This window comes from Dermacoccus sp. Tok2021 (assembly GCF_019895135.1).
Classification (GTDB): Bacteria; Actinomycetota; Actinomycetes; order Actinomycetales; family Dermatophilaceae; genus Dermacoccus; species Dermacoccus abyssi.
Window position 1 is genome coordinate 15,223 of the sequence record NZ_JAGTHU010000027.1, and the last position, 18,612, is coordinate 33,834.

Annotated in this window: 18 protein-coding genes; 13 read left to right on the top strand and 5 right to left on the bottom strand. The window is 67.6% G+C overall.

All coding sequences use genetic code 11. The annotated features are described in order from the left end of the window. The first annotated feature begins 78 nt into the window (after positions 1-78). Positions 79-1,611, top strand: coding sequence for a serine/threonine-protein kinase (locus K9D12_RS13220; RefSeq protein WP_223060453.1), 1,533 nt, complete (start codon positions 79-81; stop codon positions 1,609-1,611). Here K9D12_RS13220 and K9D12_RS13225 read toward each other — a convergent pair. From K9D12_RS13225 to K9D12_RS13235, 3 genes are all read right to left on the bottom strand, one after another. Then, positions 1,589-2,512 carry a TIGR01777 family oxidoreductase gene (locus K9D12_RS13225; RefSeq protein ID WP_187035395.1) on the bottom strand — a complete coding sequence of 308 codons (924 nt, stop codon included), beginning with the start codon at positions 2,510-2,512 and terminating at the stop codon, positions 1,589-1,591. The two genes, K9D12_RS13220 and K9D12_RS13225, sit on opposite strands and share 23 nt — an antisense overlap. A 33-nt stretch (positions 2,513-2,545) precedes the next feature. Next, positions 2,546-4,402 carry a 2-oxoglutarate dehydrogenase, E2 component, dihydrolipoamide succinyltransferase gene (sucB, locus tag K9D12_RS13230; protein ID WP_129663082.1) on the bottom strand — a complete coding sequence of 619 codons (1,857 nt, stop codon included), beginning with the start codon at positions 4,400-4,402 and terminating at the stop codon, positions 2,546-2,548. Positions 4,403-4,603: 201 nt separating this feature from the next. Next, positions 4,604-6,088 carry a leucyl aminopeptidase gene (locus tag K9D12_RS13235; RefSeq protein ID WP_223060454.1) on the bottom strand — a complete coding sequence of 495 codons (1,485 nt, stop codon included), beginning with the start codon at positions 6,086-6,088 and terminating at the stop codon, positions 4,604-4,606. Between the two features lie 117 nt (positions 6,089-6,205). Here K9D12_RS13235 and gcvT point away from each other — a divergent pair, with 117 nt between their 5' ends. Further along, positions 6,206-7,309, top strand: coding sequence for a glycine cleavage system aminomethyltransferase GcvT (gene gcvT / locus K9D12_RS13240; RefSeq protein ID WP_223060455.1), 1,104 nt, complete (start codon positions 6,206-6,208; stop codon positions 7,307-7,309). Between the two features lie 90 nt (positions 7,310-7,399). Here gcvT and K9D12_RS13245 read toward each other — a convergent pair whose 3' ends face one another. Then, positions 7,400-7,987, bottom strand: a complete 588-nt coding sequence (locus tag K9D12_RS13245) for a DUF937 domain-containing protein (protein WP_223060456.1) — start codon at positions 7,985-7,987, stop codon at positions 7,400-7,402. Between the two features lie 78 nt (positions 7,988-8,065). Here K9D12_RS13245 and K9D12_RS13250 point away from each other — a divergent pair, with 78 nt between their 5' ends. Further along, positions 8,066-8,248: a hypothetical protein gene (locus K9D12_RS13250; RefSeq protein ID WP_129663090.1), complete on the top strand. Its 183-nt coding sequence runs from the start codon at positions 8,066-8,068 to the stop codon at positions 8,246-8,248. Positions 8,249-8,252: 4 nt separating this feature from the next. On the opposite strand, the gene K9D12_RS13255 is transcribed toward K9D12_RS13250, so the two are convergent. Further along, positions 8,253-8,858, bottom strand: coding sequence for a DUF3043 domain-containing protein (locus K9D12_RS13255; protein WP_187035384.1), 606 nt, complete (start codon positions 8,856-8,858; stop codon positions 8,253-8,255). Between the two features lie 72 nt (positions 8,859-8,930). On the opposite strand from K9D12_RS13255, the gene K9D12_RS13260 reads away from it, so the two are divergent. The 10 genes from K9D12_RS13260 to K9D12_RS13305 all read left to right on the top strand — a co-directional run bounded on the left by K9D12_RS13260 (position 8,931) and on the right by K9D12_RS13305 (position 18,538). Then, complete coding sequence (locus K9D12_RS13260) at positions 8,931-10,298, top strand: dipeptidase (protein WP_370633523.1); 1,368 nt, start codon at positions 8,931-8,933, stop codon at positions 10,296-10,298. 14 nt (positions 10,299-10,312) lie between these two features. Beyond that, complete coding sequence (locus K9D12_RS13265; RefSeq protein ID WP_223060458.1) at positions 10,313-11,008, top strand: M50 family metallopeptidase; 696 nt, start codon at positions 10,313-10,315, stop codon at positions 11,006-11,008. A 115-nt stretch (positions 11,009-11,123) separates the two neighbouring features. Continuing rightward, positions 11,124-11,486 carry an iron-sulfur cluster insertion protein ErpA gene (gene erpA / locus K9D12_RS13270; protein ID WP_047311464.1) on the top strand — a complete coding sequence of 121 codons (363 nt, stop codon included), beginning with the start codon at positions 11,124-11,126 and terminating at the stop codon, positions 11,484-11,486. Positions 11,487-11,815: 329 nt separating this feature from the next. Next, complete coding sequence (locus K9D12_RS13275) at positions 11,816-12,802, top strand: carbohydrate kinase family protein (protein WP_047311465.1); 987 nt, start codon at positions 11,816-11,818, stop codon at positions 12,800-12,802. Next, complete coding sequence (gene aat, locus K9D12_RS13280; protein ID WP_225911291.1) at positions 12,799-13,491, top strand: leucyl/phenylalanyl-tRNA--protein transferase; 693 nt, start codon at positions 12,799-12,801, stop codon at positions 13,489-13,491. Before K9D12_RS13275 ends, aat begins: the two co-directional genes overlap by 4 nt. A gap of 76 nt (positions 13,492-13,567) precedes the next feature. Further along, positions 13,568-14,497, top strand: a complete 930-nt coding sequence (gene coxB, locus K9D12_RS13285) for a cytochrome c oxidase subunit II (protein ID WP_082128770.1) — start codon at positions 13,568-13,570, stop codon at positions 14,495-14,497. Continuing rightward, complete coding sequence (gene ctaD / locus K9D12_RS13290; RefSeq protein WP_223060460.1) at positions 14,497-16,221, top strand: cytochrome c oxidase subunit I; 1,725 nt, start codon at positions 14,497-14,499, stop codon at positions 16,219-16,221. The genes coxB and ctaD overlap by 1 nt, the downstream gene beginning before the upstream one ends. Next, positions 16,218-16,619, top strand: coding sequence for a cytochrome c oxidase subunit 4 (locus tag K9D12_RS13295; RefSeq protein ID WP_118913147.1), 402 nt, complete (start codon positions 16,218-16,220; stop codon positions 16,617-16,619). Before ctaD ends, K9D12_RS13295 begins: the two co-directional genes overlap by 4 nt. Positions 16,620-17,088: 469 nt before the next feature. Next, positions 17,089-17,598 carry a DUF6318 family protein gene (locus tag K9D12_RS15360; RefSeq protein ID WP_223060461.1) on the top strand — a complete coding sequence of 170 codons (510 nt, stop codon included), beginning with the start codon at positions 17,089-17,091 and terminating at the stop codon, positions 17,596-17,598. A 385-nt stretch (positions 17,599-17,983) separates the two neighbouring features. Then, the gene (locus tag K9D12_RS13305; RefSeq protein ID WP_129663102.1) at positions 17,984-18,538 is read left to right on the top strand and encodes a hypothetical protein; all 555 of its coding nucleotides are present in this window, start codon (positions 17,984-17,986) and stop codon (positions 18,536-18,538) included. Positions 18,539-18,612 lie beyond the last annotated feature (74 nt).

An 18,612-nucleotide genomic window follows, 5' to 3' on the forward strand; every position in this document is an offset into this window, starting at 1 on the left:
GCCGCTCGCCGCGATCTTGGCAGGCTGAAAACGGCGACCCGATCGGGCGTCAGATCGCAACGGAGCAGGGAGGCCGTCATGACACATGAGCCACGGCTCGAGGGTTACACGGTGGAGGAGTTCATCGGAGCGGGCGGCAGTGCAGATGTCTGGCGCGTCACCGCACCCGGTGGTGCGAGCCTCGCGGCGAAGGTGTTCCGCGAGGCCGGTGAGGCCTCCGGACGCGCCGAGTGGCGCAGCATGCGTCGTCATGCCGGGGACCACGTCGTGCCGGTTGTCGACTTCCTCCGCGACGACGACGGGCGCAGCGTTCTGCTCATGCCGTACCTGCCGGGCGGGAGCTTGCACGACGTCGTCGTCGGTCGCGGCGGACTCACGGCGGGGGAGTGCGTGACGGCACTCGCGCCCATTGCAGGAGCGCTCTCGCGCATTCACGACGGAGGGTGCGTCCATGGCGACGTCACCCCGCGCAACGTGCTGTTCGACGATGTCGGGCGACCGTTGTTGAGCGATCTCGGTGCGTCACGCGTGGCGGCTCTGCCCGGCGAGGCCGAATGGGGCAGCGCAGGTTTCGTCGCCCCCGAGGTTCTTGAAGGACATGCTCCTGCGGCGTCGAGCGACGTGTTCTCCCTGGCTGCGGTGGCGTGGTTCGCGCTCGTCGGCGAGGCGCCCGCGCCCGCGTCGCTTCGACCGCCGCTGAGCGAACTCGTGCCCGACGTCCCGGAGCCTCTGGAGCGCCTTATCGCGGCCGGTCTGGCGCTCACTCCGTCGGCTCGCCCTTACTCCGACGACGTGGCTCGCAAGCTACTCGAGGCTGCCGACCCGGTGGCTGTGCCCGTCGATCGGTCGCTGCCTCGAGTGGCCGGGGCGGATGCGCCGGCCGAATCGATCACACGTCGTCTGCGGGAGGAAGCGCAGAAGCGACAGCTCGCGGAAGGGCCACAGACGCGCAGAGCGGCAGGCCGGGGCCGCCGTCACGGGGAGGGTCCACAGCGGGGGAGGTCGCTTCTCGTCGGTGCACTGACGTTGGGTGTGACGCTGGTGGCCGGAGCCGCCCTGTGGCCCACGGATGATGCTCCCGACTCGGTGGAGGCTCCGGCACGAGGTGCCGCGGCGGAACACTCGCCGTACGCCGCGCGGGGCACAACCTCCGAGCCGAGAGCGACGACGTCGACGGCGCGCCCCTCGGCCTCCGGCAAGGCGAGCACCGCCTCGAAGGACTCGTCGAGTGCCACCTCGCACCCACCGACCCGCGGCGAGGTGGAGGCACTGCTCGCATGTCGCGCCGAGGCCTGGAACAGCGTCGATCAGCGCCGGCTCGAGCGATGCCTGGCGCCGAAGTCGCCCGCGCTGACGAGCGACAGCGCGGCCCTACGCCAAGCGCAGCGTGACGGCATCGTCTATTCGGGGGTCTCCTACCGCGTCGCGAGCTACACCCCCAAGACAGGCGCTGCCGGGACGGCCGGAGCCACCGCAACAGTCACGCGCTCGGGCTACACGGTGACCCATGGCAACGACCGGTCGCGCAGGGCGAGTCAATCCACTCAGGTGGAGCTGCGCCTCGTGAGCGATGCCGGGCAGTGGCGGATCAGTGAGTGGAGTGGTCGCTGAGATCGGCCGCGAGGCGGTCGAGGACCTGATCGAGGTTGGAATCCATCCATGTGAAGCCGGACGCCTGCAGGACGGCCGGGCGCACTCTCGTCGAGGCGGTGAGCTGGGTCGACATCTCGCCCAGAACTGCGCGCAGTGCGAACTCCGGCGCCGGCGCCACGGCTGGGCGGCGCATCGAGCGCCCCAGCGCCTTGGCGACACCGGCCTGGCGGCACGCGAGTGGCGCCGCGAGGTTGACCGGTCCCGTGATGTCCGGGTGGTCGATGAGGTGGGCCAGCGCGCGCACTTCGTCACGCAGGCTGATCCAGCTCCACCACTGACGACCGGAGCCCAACGGGCCGAGCACGCCGAACTTGGCCGGAAGGGCCATCTGGGCGAAGGCCCCGCCCTGTGCGGAGACGACGAGCGTCGTGCGGGCGAACGCAACGCTGTGGCCGTCGCTCGTGGCCCGCTCGGCACACCCTTCCCAGTCGACGACGAGGTCGGCCAGGAAGTCCGACCCGGCTGACGAGGTCTCGTCGAGGATTTCCTCGCCGCGGTCGCCGTAGAAACCCATCGCCGAGCCGGAGACGAGGCGCTTCGGCGTGCAGTGGGCCAGCGCCTCGACGAGCGTCGTCGTCGTGTCGATGCGAGAGTCCCGTAGGGCTTTCTTGTACGAAGCCGTCCACCGATGGTCCCCGATGCCGGCACCCGCGAGATTGACGACGACATCGACATCGTTCAAGGCGGCGGCCAACTCGTCCACCGGTTCACCGGGGGCGGGCAGCGCGACCTCGTACGGCGGCACGGGGTGCCTGCGCACGAGTCGCACGACAGTGTCCCCGCGTTCGCGCAGAAATGCAGACAGCGCACCGCCGATCAATCCGGAGGAACCGGTGATGGCGATGCGCTGCCTGGTCATGGCTTCAGGTTAAGCCGTCGGACCGCCTGAGGGTCACACCTCGAAGGCGCCCTCTTCCAGACGGGCCTTGACGGCCGAGAGGAAGCGACCGGCGTCCGCGCCGTCGACCACGCGGTGGTCGTAGGTGAGGACGAGGTACATCATCTGGCGGACCGCGATGGAGTCGTTGCCGAACTCGTCCGTGACGACAACCGGGCGCTTCGTCATCGCGCCGGTGCCGAGGATGGCGACCTGCGGCTGGTTGATGATCGGCGTGTCGAGGAGCGAACCGTTCGAGCCGATGTTGGAGATGGTGAACGTGCCACCACCCAGCTCGTCCGGCGTCACCTTGTTGTCACGCGTACGCGCGGCAAGGTCGGCGATCTTCTTCGCGATGCCGGCGATCGACAGGTCACCGGCGTCCTTGACCACCGGCACGAGCAGGCCGCGCGGCGTGTCAACCGCAATGCCGATGTGCTCGGCGTTGTGGTAGACGATGTTCTCGCCGTCGACCGAGGAGTTGACCTGCGGGAACGCCTTGAGTGCCTCGACGACCGCCGTCGTGATGAACGGCAGGTAGGAGAGGTTGACGCCCTCGCGGGACTTGAAGTTCTCCTTGTTGCGCGCACGTGTGGCGGCGACCTTGGTCATGTCGACCTCGACGACGGCCGTGAGCTGCGCCGACGTGGCGAGCGACTCGACCATGCGCTGGGCGATGACCTTGCGCAGACGCGACATTTTCTCGGTCGTGCCGCGCTTGGCCTGGGCCTCGGCGGACGCCTGGGGAGCGGCCTGCGGCGTGGCCGAAGCTGCGGGAGCAGCGGCAGCCGACTCCTGTGCGGGGGCCGGTGCCTCTTCCTTGGGCGCCGAAGCGGCCTTGGCGGCGTCGAGGACGTCCTGCTTACGGATACGACCGCCGACACCGGTGCCCTTGATAGACGACAGGTCGATGTTGTTCTCGGCCGCGATCTTGCGCACGAGCGGCGTGACGTACGTGCCGGAGTTGTCGATCTTCGTCGAGGCCTCCTGCTGCTTGTCACCCTGGTCGCTGGAGGAAGACTCCTTGGCGGGAGCCTCCTGCTTCGGCTCTTCCTTCGGCTCGTCCTTGGCCTCGGGAGCCTTCTCGGGCTCGGAGGTCTCGGACTTGTTCTCGGCAGCCTCGACGGCCTCGTCCTGCTTCTCGGAGTCGACGGACTCCTGCGGCTGCTCGGCCTTCTCCTCGGACTCGGCCGAGTCGTCGGACGAACCGCCCGCCTCGCCCCCGATGACGGCGAGGTCGGCGCCGACCGGCACCGTCTCGTCCTCAGAAACCAGGATCTTCGTCAGCTTGCCCGCCACGGGGGAGGGAACCTCGGTGTCGACCTTGTCCGTGGAGACCTCGAGCAGCGGCTCGTCGACGGCGACGTCGTCGCCCTCGGCCTTGAGCCAGCGCGTGATGGTGCCCTCGGTGACGGACTCGCCGAGCGCCGGCATCGTCACCTTCTCGCCACCGGAGACCTCGCCGCCGCCGGAGGAGGCAGCTTCCTGCTTGGGCTCTTCGGACTTCTGCTCGTCGTCGGAGGACTTGGACTCCTTCTCGGAGGAGGTCTCCTCAGCAGCTTCCTCGGTCTTCTCCTCGCCCTTGTCCTCGGCCTCGGCCGAGTCGTCGGAGGAGTCGGAACCGCCGGAGGCCTCACCGTCGCCGACGACGGCGAGGTCAGCGCCGACCGGCACCGTCTCGTCCTCTTCGACGAGGATCTCCTGCAGCGTGCCGGCAACCGGGGACGGAATCTCGGTGTCGACCTTGTCCGTGGAGACCTCGAGCAGCGGCTCGTCAACGGCAACGGTGTCACCGACGTTCTTCAGCCAACGGGTCACGGTGCCTTCGGTCACCGACTCGCCGAGGGCCGGCATGGTCACGCGGTCAGACATGGGTGGAGGTCTCCTCAATCCAAATTGCACGTTTGGGGTCGCGGATGAAGTTGTCGACTCCGGGGGCGGGTCGCGAAACGGGCTCCCGATCAGACCCCATCTTGTCACTGTCGAGCGAGGTTGCGGAAACCCGGGCCAGTACCCGTCAGTAGGAAGTTGGGCTTCCTCGGAACGGCCCGGGTTCGCGCGGGGAGGGCCGCGTCAGGACGCGGCGACCTCGAGCAGAGTGCGCACGGCAAAGCCGGTGCCGCCCTTGGGGGTGAAGCCGTAGGCGCCGCCCTCGTTGAACGCCGGAGCGGCGATGTCGAGGTGCACCCAGTCGATCTGCTCACCGTTCTTCTCGCCGACGAACTCCTTGAGGAACATGGCGGCCGTGATGAGCCCGCCCATGCGCTCGCCGGTGTGCTTGAGGTCGGCGACCTCGGAGTTGATGCTCGGGCGCAGGTGGTCGAGCAGCGGCATCGGCCACATGTGCTCGCCCACGCGGTCGGAGGCGGAGATGACGTCGTCCCGGACCTCGTCGTTGTTGCCGACGACCGCGGCCGTGCGGTTGCCGAGAGCGAGCACCGCAGCGCCCGTGAGGGTGGCGATGTCGATGATGAGATCGGGCTCCTCGGCGCTGGCGTAGCAGAGGCCGTCGGCCATGACGAGGCGACCTTCGGCGTCGGTGTTGTCGATCTCCACCGTGGTGCCGTCGTGCATGCGGATGACGTCACCGGGGCGCTGGGCGTCGGCGCCGGTCATGTTCTCCGCGAGGCACAGGTAGCCGGTGATGGCGACCGGCAGTTCGAGTTCGGCGGCAGCTTCGACGAAGGCAGCGACGGCGGCGGCGCCGGCCATGTCGCACTTCATCGTCACCATGCCGTTGGCGGGCTTGATGCACAGGCCGCCGGAGTCGAACGTGATGCCCTTGCCGACGATCGAGATGTGGCGCTTGGCGTTGCTCGGCTTGTACGTGAGGGTGACCAGACGCGGCGGGCGCGCCGATCCGCGCCCGACGCCGATGAGGCCGCCGCACTCGGCCTTGGCGAGGGCCTTCTCGTCCATGACGGCGACCTTGACCTTCGAGCTCGCGAGGCGCTTGCGCACGATCTCGGCGAACGAACCGGGGTAGAGGTCGAGCGGCGGCATGTTGACGAGGTCACGGGCCCAGTTCTGCGCGTTGGCGCGGATCGTCGCGTCGGCGACGGCCTGCGTCAGGCCCTTCTCCTTGGCGTCGGCGACGAGGATCTTCACGTCGTCGACGGGCTTCGTCGGCTCCTTCTTGTACTCGCCGTACACATAAGCGCCCAGGAGGACGCCCTCGGTGACGGCGCCGACGGCCTCGGCGTGGCTCGCGGGGAAGGCGAAGACGGCGCTCTCGACGTCCGCGAGCGCGCGGGAAGCGCTGCCGGCGGCGTCACGCTGCGCGCCGACGTCGGTGAGGGCATCATCGCGCTCCTGGCCGGAACCGACGGCGAGCACGACGCCCTCGGTGCCGGCGATACCGGCGAGGCGCACGACCTCGTCGGCGCTCGCTTTGGCCTTGAGGGTGCCGAGGGCGGCGTTGACGGCCTTCACGGTCTCGGCGGAGACGCCCTGCGGGTCGACGACACGGGCTCCGTCCTTCGACTTCGCGGTGAGGACGACGAGGACGTCGGCCTTGGACGCGGCGGTGGCCTTGTCGCTGAGGTTCACGGTGGTCACGTGAAGTGCCTTTCTCTTGCGAATGATCGACCCGCGAGGGGTCGCGAAACTGCTCCTCGTCGACCCTAGCGGCCCCATCCGCCCCGGACGATCGTCCGGGGCGATAGGTTCGGCTGTATGAGTGAAGCGAAACTGTCCCCGCTCGACGAGCGTCACCGCGCCCTGGGGGCCAAGATGGCCGACTTCGGTGGGTGGGCCATGCCGATCGAGTACCCCGGCGGCGGCGTCGTGCGCGAGCACACGGCCGTGCGCGAGCGTGTCGGCATCTTCGACGTCAGCCACCTCGGGAAGGCGACGGTCCAGGGCGAGGGGGCCCTCGACTTCGTCAACGCATGCCTGTCCAACGACCTGCGCAAGATCCAACCCGGCAAGGCTCAGTACACGATGTGCTGCGACGAGTCCGGCGGCGTCGTCGACGACCTCATCGTCTACGTCAAGGCCGAGGACGACCTGTTCCTCATCCCCAACGCCGCCAACACCGCCGAGGTCGTGCGTCGTCTCGCCGAGGCCGCCCCGGAGGGCATCACCGTGCGCGACGCGCACGAGGAGTTCGCGGTCCTCGCCGTTCAGGGACCCAAGTCGGACGAGGTCGTCTCGGCGCTGGGCCTGCCGGTCGACCACGACTACATGAGCTTCGACGAGGCCGAGTGGGAGGGCCGCCCGCTCACCGTCTGCCGCACCGGCTACACGGGTGAGCGCGGCTACGAACTCGTCAGCCGCTGGGAGGACGCCCTCGCCCTGTGGGACGCACTCCTCGAAGCAGCCGCTCCCTACGAGGGCCTGCCCTGCGGGCTCGGCGCTCGCGACACGCTGCGCACCGAGATGGGCTACCCGCTGCACGGTCAGGACCTGTCGCTCGAGATCACGCCCGTCCAGGCTCGCGCCGGCTGGGCCGTGGGGTGGAAGAAGGACTCCTTCTGGGGCAAGGACGCGCTCGCGAAGGAGAAGGCCGAGGGTCCGCGTCGCATTTCGCGCGGCCTCAAGCTGACCGGTCGCGGCATCCCGCGTGCCCACTGCGTCGTGCGCAGCACCGAGGGCGAGGAACTCGGTGAGGTCACCTCGGGCACGTTCTCGCCCACGCTCGGCCAGGGCGTCGCGCTCGCGCTGATGCTCCCGGACGTCGCCGAGGGCGACACCGTGGCCGTCGACGTGCGCGGTCGACTCCTCGAGGCTGTCGTGACGACGCCGCCGTTCGTCGAGGTCCAGACGCGCTCCAACTGACCCCGCGCCGACGCCGCTCGGCGCACTCACGACGAAGCGGCCGCTCCCCTCGCCAAGGGAGCGGCCGCTTCGGTGTGTTCGGCGCCGGCGTCAGATACGCGTGCCGCCACCGAGGACGTTGCCGAGGATGTCGCCCCAGTGCGGGCCCGCCGGCTGCTGGGGCTGAGCCTGCTGACCCGCCTGACCGGTCGGCTGGGCACCCGGCACGGAGCCACCGAGAACGCCCGAGAGGATCTGCGTCAGGATGTCGGCGCTGGAACCGGCGCCGGCCGAGGCGTTGGTGCCCGCGCCTCCACCGAGAACCCGCTTGGCAAGGTAGGAGATGACGATCGGCGCGATGATCGGTATGAGTCGTCGCACGAGGTCGTTGCTCGTGCCCGGCAGACCGCCGAGCTGGTTGACGACGGCGTCCTGCTGGTCGCCGAAGACGTGCTGGGCGATCTTGGCGCCGTCGTCGGTGTTCACCTCGTCGAGCGTGGGGGAGGAGTCGACGTGGCCGCCGAGCGCCTCGAGCAGGGCACTCTGCCCGCCGGGGTGCTGGATGTTGGCCTCCATACCGCCGAGGAGGGCAGGCACGACGCTGCGCACGGCGGCCTCGGTTTCCTCAGGGCTCGCTCCCACCTGCTCGGCGAGCTGGTCGATCGGAAGCTCGGACAGGATCTCGGACGTAGCGGACATGTGCGTCTCCTTCGAAGATCGGTTTCTCCGTCACCCTAGTGCCGCCGTCGACCCGGCACGGCTCGTAGGCTCACAGGCATGGACGAGTGGAACTGGACCAGTGAGACGTCCGCCCGTGTCGGCGGCCCCTTCTCCTCCCAGGAGGACGCCGAGGCCTGGCTGTCGCAGACATGGCAAGACCTTCTCGACGAGGGTGTCGAGGAGGTCTCGCTCATGAATGGTGAGGAGGCCGTCTACGGGCCGATGCCGCTGAACGCCTGAGGCGTCAGTCGATCTTCTCGCCGCGCTTGACGGCGGGCCGGGGGAAGCGGCCGCGGCGGATCTGCATGGCGCGCATGATGGCGTAGCCGGCGCCGCCGCGCGGTGCCGCACCGAACTTCTGGATGAGGCGCTTCTTCGTGCTGCGCCACATGAAGATCGCGTCGAAGAGGGCGATGAGCAGCACGGCCCAGACGATGATGAGCCCGAGAGACTGGATCGACGGGTTCGGCACGAACATGACGATGACCGCGACGAGCATGAGCGGAAGTGCGATCTCACCGATGTTGAGGCGTGAGTCGACACGGTCGCGGATGTAGCGCTTCTCCGGGCCGCGGTCGCGGGCGGGAAGGGCGCTGTCGTCGCCCCGCTCGGCTGCGGCGCGCTGGGCGAGGCGCGCCTCGCGGGCACGCTGCTTGTTCGCCGCTTTGGCGGCTTTGCGGTCGGTCTCCACGAGGGGGCGGCGACGCGCGGCCTCTTGATCCTTGCGCTTGGGCGTCGGGCGGTTCTTGGCGCCCGGACGCTCCTTCACCGGGGAAACGGGGGTTTCCGCCGTCGTGGAGGCTTCGACGCGTGTAGCGCCCTGGGTCGTGGTCTTGTCTCGTCCGAACACCCGATCATGGTAGGTCACCCTCGGTGCGTGGGATCGGACGACTCGCTCGCCGCGGACGATACCGTGGCCGGTGTGAACACGAATAACACCGTCGTCGACCTCGAGCAGCTGCGCGAACGCGTCCGTTCCCTCATGCCGAAGGTCGTCGAGGACCTCAAGGATCTGACCCGCATCCCGAGTGTTTCGCTCGGCTCCTTCGACCAGACGCAGGTTGCTCGTTCGGCCGAGGCCGTCGCCGAGCTGCTCGCTGCGGAGGGCATGGACGTGAAGGTGGTGGCCGAGGGTGGACGCCCCGCCGTCATCGCCCACAAGAGCGGCCCGGCCGGAGCCCCGAAGGTTCTCATGTATGCCCACCACGACGTGCAGCCGCCGGGCGCGGACGCCGATTGGGACACGCCGCCGTTCGAGCCGACCGAACGCGCCGGTCGTCTCTACGGCCGCGGCGCGGCGGACGACAAGGCCGGTGTCATGGCGCACCTGGCCGCAGTCCGCGCGTGGGGAGACGACCTTCCCTGCGACGTCACCCTGTTCATCGAGGGGGAGGAGGAGATCGCCTCCGACTCCCTGCCGGCCCTGCTGGAGAAGTACGCCGACGAGTTGCGCTCCGACGCGCTCGTCCTCGCCGACTCCGCGAACTGGGCCGTCGGTACGCCTGCCCTCACGACAACGCTGCGCGGCACGGTGCGTGCAATCGTCACCGTCCGCGCGTTGAAGCACTCGGTTCACTCGGGGATGTTCGGCGGAGCCGCGCCCGACGCCCTGACGACGATGTGCCGCCTCATGGCCGAGTTGCATGACGCAGAGGGCAACGTCGCGGTACCCGGTCTCGATGCGTCCGAGGACACCGAGATCGAGTACGACGCCGACCAGCTGCGCTCGGACGCCGGCATGCTGCCCGGCACGCAACTCATCGGCTCGGGTCCGCTCACGTCTCGCCTGTGGCTCAAGCCGAGCATCACGGTCATCGGCATCGACGCCCCGGGCGTTGACGTCGCGAGCAACACCCTCACCGCGAGTGCGCGCGCGAAGCTCTCCCTGCGCGTCGCGCCGAGCCAGGATCCGCAGGCGGCCTTCGACGCGCTGAAGAAGCACCTCGAAGACGCGGCGCCGTGGGGCGCCGAGGTCAACGTCGAACTCGACGAGTTGGGCGCGGGCTTCTCCGCCGACGCGAACGGTCCGGTCTACGAGGAGGCGCGTGCGGCCTTCGCGGACGCCTGGCAGAACGAGCCGGTGGACGTCGGCATCGGCGGTTCCATTCCCTTCGTGTCCCTCTTCGCCGAGATGATGCCCGACGCGGCACTCCTCGTCACGGGCGTGGAGGACCCGGACACGCGCGCACACGGCGCCAACGAGTCGCTCCACCTCGGCGAGTTCGAGAAGGTCTGCCTCGCCGAGACCATGCTCCTGCAGCGGATCGCCCGACGCCTCGGATCTGAGTGAACCTCCACTCGAGCGTGAGCCTCACCCTCGCCCCCTCCGCGGTGGACGAGGGTGAGGCTCTCCTGTGGGTGGCCCTCGTCGTCGGGGTCGCCCTTGCGCTCGTGCCGTCGACGTATCGGTGGGGTCGCCATGGGGTCACAGCCGTCCACGAGGCGGGGCACGCGCTTGTCGCGCTGCTCGCCGGGCGACGGCTTCGTTCGATCCGACTCAACCGTGATTCCTCGGGAGAAACGGTGAGTGTCGGACGTTCCGGTGGCCCCGGTGTCGTCCTCACCCTCCTCGCGGGCTACCCGGCGCCCTCCCTCGTCGGGCTCAGCGGGGTGTGGGCCGCCCGACACGACCACGTCGAGGCCTGGGTGCTCGTGCTCCTCGTCGTGCTCGGAGGGACGCTGTTCCTGCTGCGCAACGTCTTCGGCGTCGTCGTCATGCTCGCCGTGCTGGCAGGTCTCGTCGCCCTGCGCCGCTGGGCCGAACCCGAGCAGGCGCTCGCGGCGTGCGCGCTCGTGTCCGCCTTTCTGCTCGCCGCCGGTCTGCGTGGGGCACTCGAACTTTTCGCCTCCCGTGTCGGAGCCAACGACGCCTCCGCGCTCGCCCGAGCCACCCATCTGCCCGCAGCTTGGTGGAAGACGGCCTTCGTCGCTGTGGCCCTGGCTGCCGCAGTCGCAGGCGCCTGGGTGCTCGGCCTCCAGTGGCCCGCGGCTTCCGAATGACCACCCCGGCGGGCGTACAGTGGTACACCGGGAACACGCACGCGCGTGCCGCTGTTGCCCTACACACGGCCTGGAGACCACCAGGACCGAGGACGTGAGAGAGGATCGATCCACGATGACTGTGGAGACGAACACCCAGACCGAAACCGCTACGCACGGCGTCAACCTGAGCGACGTCGCGGCCTCCAAGGTGAAGAGCCTGCTCGAGCAGGAAGGACGCGACGACCTGCGTCTGCGCGTCGGCGTCCAGCCCGGCGGGTGCTCCGGCCTGATCTACCAGCTCTACTTCGACGAGCGCACCCTCGACGGTGATCTCGTGCGCGACTTCGACGGTGTCGAGGTCGTCGTCGACCGCATGAGCGCGCCCTACCTCGAAGGCGCCTCCATCGACTTCTCCGACACCATCGAGAAGCAGGGCTTCACCATCGACAACCCCAACGCAGGCAGCTCCTGCGCCTGCGGCGACAGCTTCAGCTGATCCTTCCCTCGCTGCGTTGTCCGGTCTGAACCCCTCGCAAGCTCGAAGTTCAGCCTCGGTGCGACACAGCTTCGGGCACGACGCGCGAAAAGCCCACCCCTTGTGAGTTCGCAAGCTCACTCCCACCGGGGTGGGCTTTTCGCGCGTCGTGGCGTCCGCTTCCAGCGTGGTCCTGTTCGTGACGAGGGCCGTACTGAATTCGTCCGAGGGCGGTCGCTCGTGCGACAAACGCGCGTTCGGTAGGCCCGGGGGCGTCTCAGTGCGCGTCAGTATCGGCGAGTTTCGACGACGTGGGCGCCCGTCCGCACACCCGCGATAGGTTGGCCCACGTGAAGATCGCAGTGACGGGTTCCATCGCAACCGACCACCTCATGACGTTCGACGGGCGCTTCGCCGACTCGCTCGTCGTCGAGCAACTTGACAAGATCTCGGTGTCGTTCCTCGTGAACGACCTGCAGATCCGGCGCGGGGGAGTGGCCGGCAACATCGCCTTCGGCCTGGGCAACCTGGGCCTCCGCCCCGTCCTCATCGGCTGCGTCGGCGCGGACTTCGCTGATTACGGCTCCTGGCTCGAGCGCCACGGCGTCGACATTTCCGAGGTGCGCACGTCGGAGACGCACCACACCGCACGTTTCGTGTGCACGACCGATCGCGACATGGCCCAGATGGCCTCGTTCTACCCCGGCGCGATGTCCGAAGGGCGCGAAGTCGAGATCGGCCCCATCTCCGAACGCCACGACGGCTTCGACCTCGTTCTCATCGGCGCCCACGACCCCGAAGGCATGCGCCGCAACACCGAGGAATGCCGACGTCGCGGCCTCCCGTTCGTCGCCGATCCCTCGCAGCAGCTCGCCTTCGCCGACGGCCCCTTCATCCGCGAGATCATCGACGGTGCCGACTACCTGTTCACCAACGAGTACGAGTCGCACCTGACCGAGCAGAAGACCGGTTGGAGCGGCGAGGAGATCCTCGAGCGCGTCGGTGTGCGCGTCGTGACGAAGGGCAAGGACGGCGCCACCATCCTGCGCAAGGGAGAGGAGCCGATTCACGTCGACGTCGCCGCCATCTCTGGGGCCGTCGACCCGACGGGCGTCGGCGACGCCTTCCGTGCCGGATTCCTTGCCGGGCTGTCGTGGGAGCTCGACCTCGCCCGATGCGCGCAGGTCGGCTCGGTCCTGGCCGCGCACGTCATCGAGACCGTCGGCACCCAGGAGTACGTCCTGCGCACCGAGACCTTCCTCGAGCGTCTGCGCGCGGCGTACGGCGACGATGCCGTGGCCGACGTCCAGGCGCACCTGAGCTGCCGTCGTCCTTGAACCCACTCGACTTCACGAGCGAGTGGGATTTCTCGCTCGCTCGTTTCGACCTCGACGACGACCTCGTCGCGCTGGGCGCCGACCTCGCCCCGGGCACGATCGTTGCGGCCTACGCGCACGGTGTCTTTCCCATGGGGCTGGGGGAGGGCGGTGCCCAGCCGATGGGGTGGTGGTCCCCGCAGGAGCGGGGCGTCCTGGAACGCGACGCCTTTCACGCCTCCCGGTCACTGCGTCGTTCGGCACGCGCCTTCGAGGTGAGCTTCGACCGCAACTTCGCGGGCGTCATCGCAGGGTGCGCCGATCCTTCCCGCGACGGCGCTTGGATTACGTCCGAGATCGCGGCCGCGTACACACGCCTGCACGAACTCGGGGTCGCGCACTCCGTCGAGGTCTGGGACGACGGCTCCCTCGTCGGGGGCCTCTACGGTCTGGCCATCGGAGGGCTGTTCGCAGGGGAGTCAATGTTCCACCGCGCGACCGACGCCTCGAAGGTCGCTCTCGGCGCGCTCGCGCACGCCGTCTACGAGCGTGACGACGTGCCGAGGCTCATCGACGTCCAGTGGCGCACGCCGCACCTCGGCAGTCTCGGGGTCACGGAAATCGCACGTGACGCGTACCGAGCTCGACTGCCCCAGCTCGTCCACGCCCCGCCGATCGCGGCGTTCGGCGGCTCGGGTCGCGGCCGTTAGTGAATCGTTAACGCCCGGTACCGACCCCCACCCTCAGTGCCACCTGTGCCTGGGATAAGGTCTTACCGTGCCTGGTTTGGATCTGCGGAAGGTGGACGCTGTGCGTCGGCCCCTTGAAAAGACGAGCCCAGCGCGGCGTCGTCGGATTGCTGCTGTTGGTCTCGGTGGAGCTGCGCTGCTCCTGTCGGCGTGTTCGCCGCGCGTCGAGCGCGGTTACCTGCCGCACGGCGTCACGAAGAACGCCAACGAGGTCATCGACTTCTGGCTCGGTACTTGGTACTGGACCTTGGCTGTCGGTGTCCTCGTCTGGGGCCTGATCTTCTGGTGCATCGTGCGCTACCGCCGTCGCAAGAGCGACACCGGTTTCCCGGCGCAGATGCAGTACAACGTGCCGCTGGAGATTCTCTACACGGTCGTGCCGATCGTCATGGTCGCCGTGCTCTTCGGCAAGACCGTGGGCCTGGAGAACAAGCTCCTCGACACGTCGCAGAAGCCTGACGTCACGATCAACGTCGTCGGCAAGCAGTGGAGCTGGGACTTCAACTACGCCGACGAGAAGGTCTACGAGACCGGCGTCATGGCGGACATGAAGGCCGGCAAGCCGGGCGCCGAGAAGGGTCTGCCCACGCTGTACCTGCCCGTGAACAAGCGCGTCGAGTTCGTGCTCACCACGCGTGACGTCATCCACACGTTCTGGGTGCCGCAGTTCATGCAGAAGCTCGACATGATCCCGAGCCGCGTGAACCGCTTCGCCGTCGACACGACGGAGGAGGGCACGTTCAAGGGCAAGTGTGCCGAGCTCTGCGGTGCGTACCACTCGCAGATGCTCTTCAACGTCAAGGTCGTCTCCCAGGAGGAGTACGACAAGCACATGGACGACCTTCGCAAGCAGGGCAAGACGGGCTTCCTGTCCAACTCGCTCAACCGCGCCAGCGTCAACCCAAAGGACCAGCAGTTCCTGCCGGACGGTCTGGACTCGTCCGACATCGTCAAGGAGGGCAAGTAATGGCATCCGTCGCTACCCCAGCGGCTGGAACCGCGGAGCGCCCCGATGGTCGGCGCCCTGAGGACTTCCACGCAGGCCGCACGGTTGTGAAGTGGATCACGACGACCGACCACAAGGTCATCGGCAACCTCTACTTCATCACCTCGTTCATCTTCTTCCTCATGGGCGGCGCCATGGCGCTGGTCATCCGCGCTGAACTGTGGGAGCCCGGCCTCCAGGTCGTGGACAACCCCGAGCAGTTCAACCAGATGTTCACCATGCACGGCACGATCATGCTGCTCATGTTCGCGACGCCGCTCTTCTCGGGCTTCGCGAACGCGCTCATGCCGCTGCAGATCGGTGCACCCGACGTCGCGTTCCCGCGACTCAACATGTTCGCTTACTGGCTCTACCTCTTCGGCAGCCTCATCGCTGTCGGCGGCTTCCTCACGCCGCAGGGTGCAGCCTCGTTCGGTTGGTTCGCGTACGCGCCGCTGTCGAGCTCGACGTTCAGCCCCGGCCTCGGTGGAAACCTCTGGGTCTACGGCCTTGCGCTGACCGGTTTCGCCTCGATCATGGGTGCGGTCAACTTCGTCACGACGATCGTGTGCATGCGTGCACCGGGTATGACGATGTTCCGCATGTCGATCTTCACGTGGACCGTCCTCATCACGTCGATCCTCGTGCTCCTCGTCTTCCCGGTTCTCGCCGCCGCGCTGTTCGGCCTCGGCCTCGACCGCACGATGGGTGCGCACGTCTTCGACTCGGAGACCGCCGGTGCCATGCTGTGGCAGCACATGTTCTGGTTCTTCGGTCACCCCGAGGTCTACATCATCGCGCTGCCGTTCTTCGGCATCATCTCGGAGATCCTGCCGGTCTTCTCGCGCAAGCCGATCTTCGGTTACAAGACGCTCGTCTTCGCGACCATCGCCATCGCGGCGCTCTCGGTCTCGGTGTGGGCTCACCACATGTACGCCACCGGCCAGGTGCTCCTGCCGTTCTTCGCGGTCATGACGATGCTCATCGCCGTTCCGACCGGCGTGAAGTTCTTCAACTGGATCGGCACGATGTGGGGCGGTTCGCTCACCTTCGAAAACCCGATGCTGTGGGCCCTCGGCTTCCTCGTGACCTTCCTCTTCGGTGGTCTCACGGGTGTCATCCTCGCCAGCCCGGCGCTGGACTTCCACCTGTCCGACTCCTACTTCGTGGTCGCGCACTTCCACTACGTCATCTTCGGCACCGTGGTGTTCGCGATGTTCGCCGGTTACTACTTCTGGTGGCCGAAGTTCACGGGTCGCATGCTCAACGAGACGCTGGGCAAGATCCAGTTCTGGATGCTCTTCGTCGGCTTCCACATGACGTTCCTCATCCAGCACGTCCTGGGTGTCGAGGGCATGCCGCGTCGTTACGCGGACTACCTGCCGGAGGACGGCTTCCAGTTCATGAACCAGGTCTCGACCGTCGGTTCGTTCCTGCTCGGCGCGTCGATGATTCCCTTCCTCTACAACGTGTACATCACGTGGAAGAAGGCGCCGGTCGTGAGCGAGGACGACCCGTGGGGCTTCGGTGCGTCGCTTGAGTGGGCCACCTCGTGCCCGCCGCCGCGTCACAACTTCAACAGCATCCCGCGTATCCGTTCCGAGCGTCCGGCGTTCGACCTGCACCACCCCGAGGTCGGTGTCTTCTCGGTGCTGCCTTCGCCTGAGACGGTCAACCAGCTCGACCGAAAGGGCACCAACGCATGAAGACTTCGGCCAAGCTCTTCCTCTACCTCGGACTCTTCTACGTTCCGCTGATCTTCATCTACGGTCACTTCACGGAGTGGTCCGAGCCGGTCGGCGCCGTGGGTCTGGCCCTCAGCGCCGGGTTCGGCCTCATGATCGCGGGTTACTTCGCGATGACCGACCGCAAGATGGACCTCGACCCGAGCGACAAGCCCGAGGGCGAGATCAACGAGGTCTCCGGTGAGGTCGGCTTCTTCTCGCCGTACTCGTGGTGGCCGCTTTGGCTGGCCGCGTCGATTTCACTCCTCGCCCTCGGCCTGGCCGTCGGTTGGTGGATCGTCTTCGTCGCCGCTCCGCTGGTCGCCCTGGCCGTCGTCGGTTGGGTGTTCGAGTACTTCAGCGGAGAGCACGCGATCTGATCGCTTCCTCGCAAACGAAGGGCCGTACAGTTCTGAACTGTGCGGCCCTTCGGCATGCCTGGTCGCGCGAGCAAGTGTGAAGCGGCGTCGGCCTCGTACGAGCTGTGGGTTTGAGGTCAGAAGCGCGCTGAAGGGTGGCCTGCGAAATCTGACCAAAAACTTACCGTTCGTTTCGGCCACCTCGTGACGATGCCGGGTGAGACTCGACGAGTCCCATCAACTCGTGGAGGTTGTCATGTCCGAGCGTTTCACGCACCGTGAAGTCCGAGGAGATGCTGCGCCGCTCAACGGCGGCACTCCGAAGGGGAAGCGGCGAGGGCAGCCCGCGCCGGTCGCGCTGTGGGCCTCTACCGCGCGCGGACGCGCTTTGGGCCGATGGGCGACGGCGTGCTGCGCTGCGGTCGTGCTCGCCGGGTGCAGTGGGGAATCGGGGCCGGCCGCGTCGAGCGGGGACGTGGCACCGTCCGACATGTCTCGAATCGCTTCCGGAAACGCATCGTCCTCCAAGACGACCAGCGCACCATCGAGTACGTCATCGAACACGAATGGCCAGAGTCGTGAGTTCGTCGTCCCGGACGCAGCCAAGGCCCACACCCACGAAGGTGCCAAGGCTTATGCACGCTTCTACTTGGAGACGCTTGGGTCCTTGGACCGGACGCCGAGGACTGGGGTGATACCAAAGTTGTCGACGTCCGCGTGTACATCCTGCGCTAAACAAGAGGAGACCATCGCCTCCTTCGTCAAGACCAATAAGCGGGTAGAAACCAAAGACTTTAAGATTGGTTCGACCACGGTCCGCCCGGACTCGACGGAGGATTCCGTAGTCGTCCAGGTCCGACACTCTGATGGGGGCGCTACCGAGTTCACTCGAGGCAAGAAGACTGCTAACTTCCCGCCGACGAATAGCCACGTCGAGGTACGGACGGACTGGGACGGTAGGTCCTGGAAGGTGGGTGAGCAGGGAGTTGTCGCGGACTAGTCGTGTTCTCATACTGGGGGTTATGGGCGGGAGCCTGACCCTTTCAGCCGGTGCGGCTAACTCCGTAGCCGCTGAGGGGTGCCAGCGGGCACAGGTCGCTTGTACGGGGCGAGGTGGGGTCACCGTGGTTGTGAAGGTGCCCGGTTCCACTCGCTCCGGAGCTCTCGCACCCCGAAAATCTGCCTCCCGGGTGGCGGTTGCTCGTCGACCGGGAACGGCCACGCCTATCGTTCGGGCTGCGTCTAACCTGCCAAGAGGAGGACCTATGTGGCGCGCCTTAGATGTGCCGCTTGGTGAGGGCACAACCGACGGCCTCCCCATGATCGCTCAGGACCCGTGCGCTGTAGCTGATGGCGTGGCGAAGTATTCATGCGTCCGTACGAGGATGAGCGGCGTTGAGGCGGGCGTCGACTTCACGTCGCCGACAGTGCCTGCGGCTTCACCTCAGGGCGAGACGGTCACCCAGGTAGCTGTTCCGACCTACACGCCGGAAGAGGCTGCTGCTCAAGCCTGGACCACGCAGATCTTCACGAAACCGGGCGTGGACATCCAGCCGGTTGGGAACACGACCCTGACGGGCCTCCCGACCTACTTCCGTGCCGCCTTCGGAGCTGAAGGGCTCGCACCGGGGGAGAGCGTCACGACGACGGTCCTCGGTCACACGGTGACCATCCGTCCTGCCAGCGCTCTCTACACCTACCACTACGGCGACGGAACGAGTCACGGACCCACCCCCGATGCCGGCGGCGTCTACCCCTCAGGTGCGGTGACGCACACCTACGCTCGCAAGGGCGTCGTCAACACTCGCATCGATGTGACGCTGACTGGGGAGTTCAGGATTGGCGGGGGAGCGTGGCAACCCATTCCTGGTTCGACGACGGTGGCGGGAACACCAGAACAACTCACCGTCGCGATTCTTCAGTCCCGTCTGCATCACTGAGACTTATCGCAGACGAAGGAGGGGGGGGGGGGGGGGGGGGGGGGGGGGGGGGGGCGGCCGGGGGGGGGGGGGGG

What these genes read in the sequence shown, in the direction of transcription:
- sucB (WP_129663082.1), bottom strand. Translation starts at nt 4,402, where the DNA reads ATGTCTGACCGCGTGACCATGCCGGCCCTCGGCGAGTCGGTGACCGAA.
- K9D12_RS13245 (WP_223060456.1), bottom strand. Translation starts at nt 7,987, where the DNA reads ATGTCCGCTACGTCCGAGATCCTGTCCGAGCTTCCGATCGACCAGCTC.
- K9D12_RS13305 (WP_129663102.1), top strand. Translation starts at nt 17,984, where the DNA reads ATGAGCGGCGTTGAGGCGGGCGTCGACTTCACGTCGCCGACAGTGCCT.
- ctaD (WP_223060460.1), top strand. Translation starts at nt 14,497, where the DNA reads ATGGCATCCGTCGCTACCCCAGCGGCTGGAACCGCGGAGCGCCCCGAT.
- K9D12_RS13295 (WP_118913147.1), top strand. Translation starts at nt 16,218, where the DNA reads ATGAAGACTTCGGCCAAGCTCTTCCTCTACCTCGGACTCTTCTACGTT.
- K9D12_RS13250 (WP_129663090.1), top strand. Translation starts at nt 8,066, where the DNA reads ATGGACGAGTGGAACTGGACCAGTGAGACGTCCGCCCGTGTCGGCGGC.
- K9D12_RS13220 (WP_223060453.1), top strand. Translation starts at nt 79, where the DNA reads ATGACACATGAGCCACGGCTCGAGGGTTACACGGTGGAGGAGTTCATC.
- K9D12_RS13225 (WP_187035395.1), bottom strand. Translation starts at nt 2,512, where the DNA reads ATGACCAGGCAGCGCATCGCCATCACCGGTTCCTCCGGATTGATCGGC.
- K9D12_RS15360 (WP_223060461.1), top strand. Translation starts at nt 17,089, where the DNA reads ATGTCTCGAATCGCTTCCGGAAACGCATCGTCCTCCAAGACGACCAGC.
- gcvT (WP_223060455.1), top strand. Translation starts at nt 6,206, where the DNA reads ATGAGTGAAGCGAAACTGTCCCCGCTCGACGAGCGTCACCGCGCCCTG.
- erpA (WP_047311464.1), top strand. Translation starts at nt 11,124, where the DNA reads ATGACTGTGGAGACGAACACCCAGACCGAAACCGCTACGCACGGCGTC.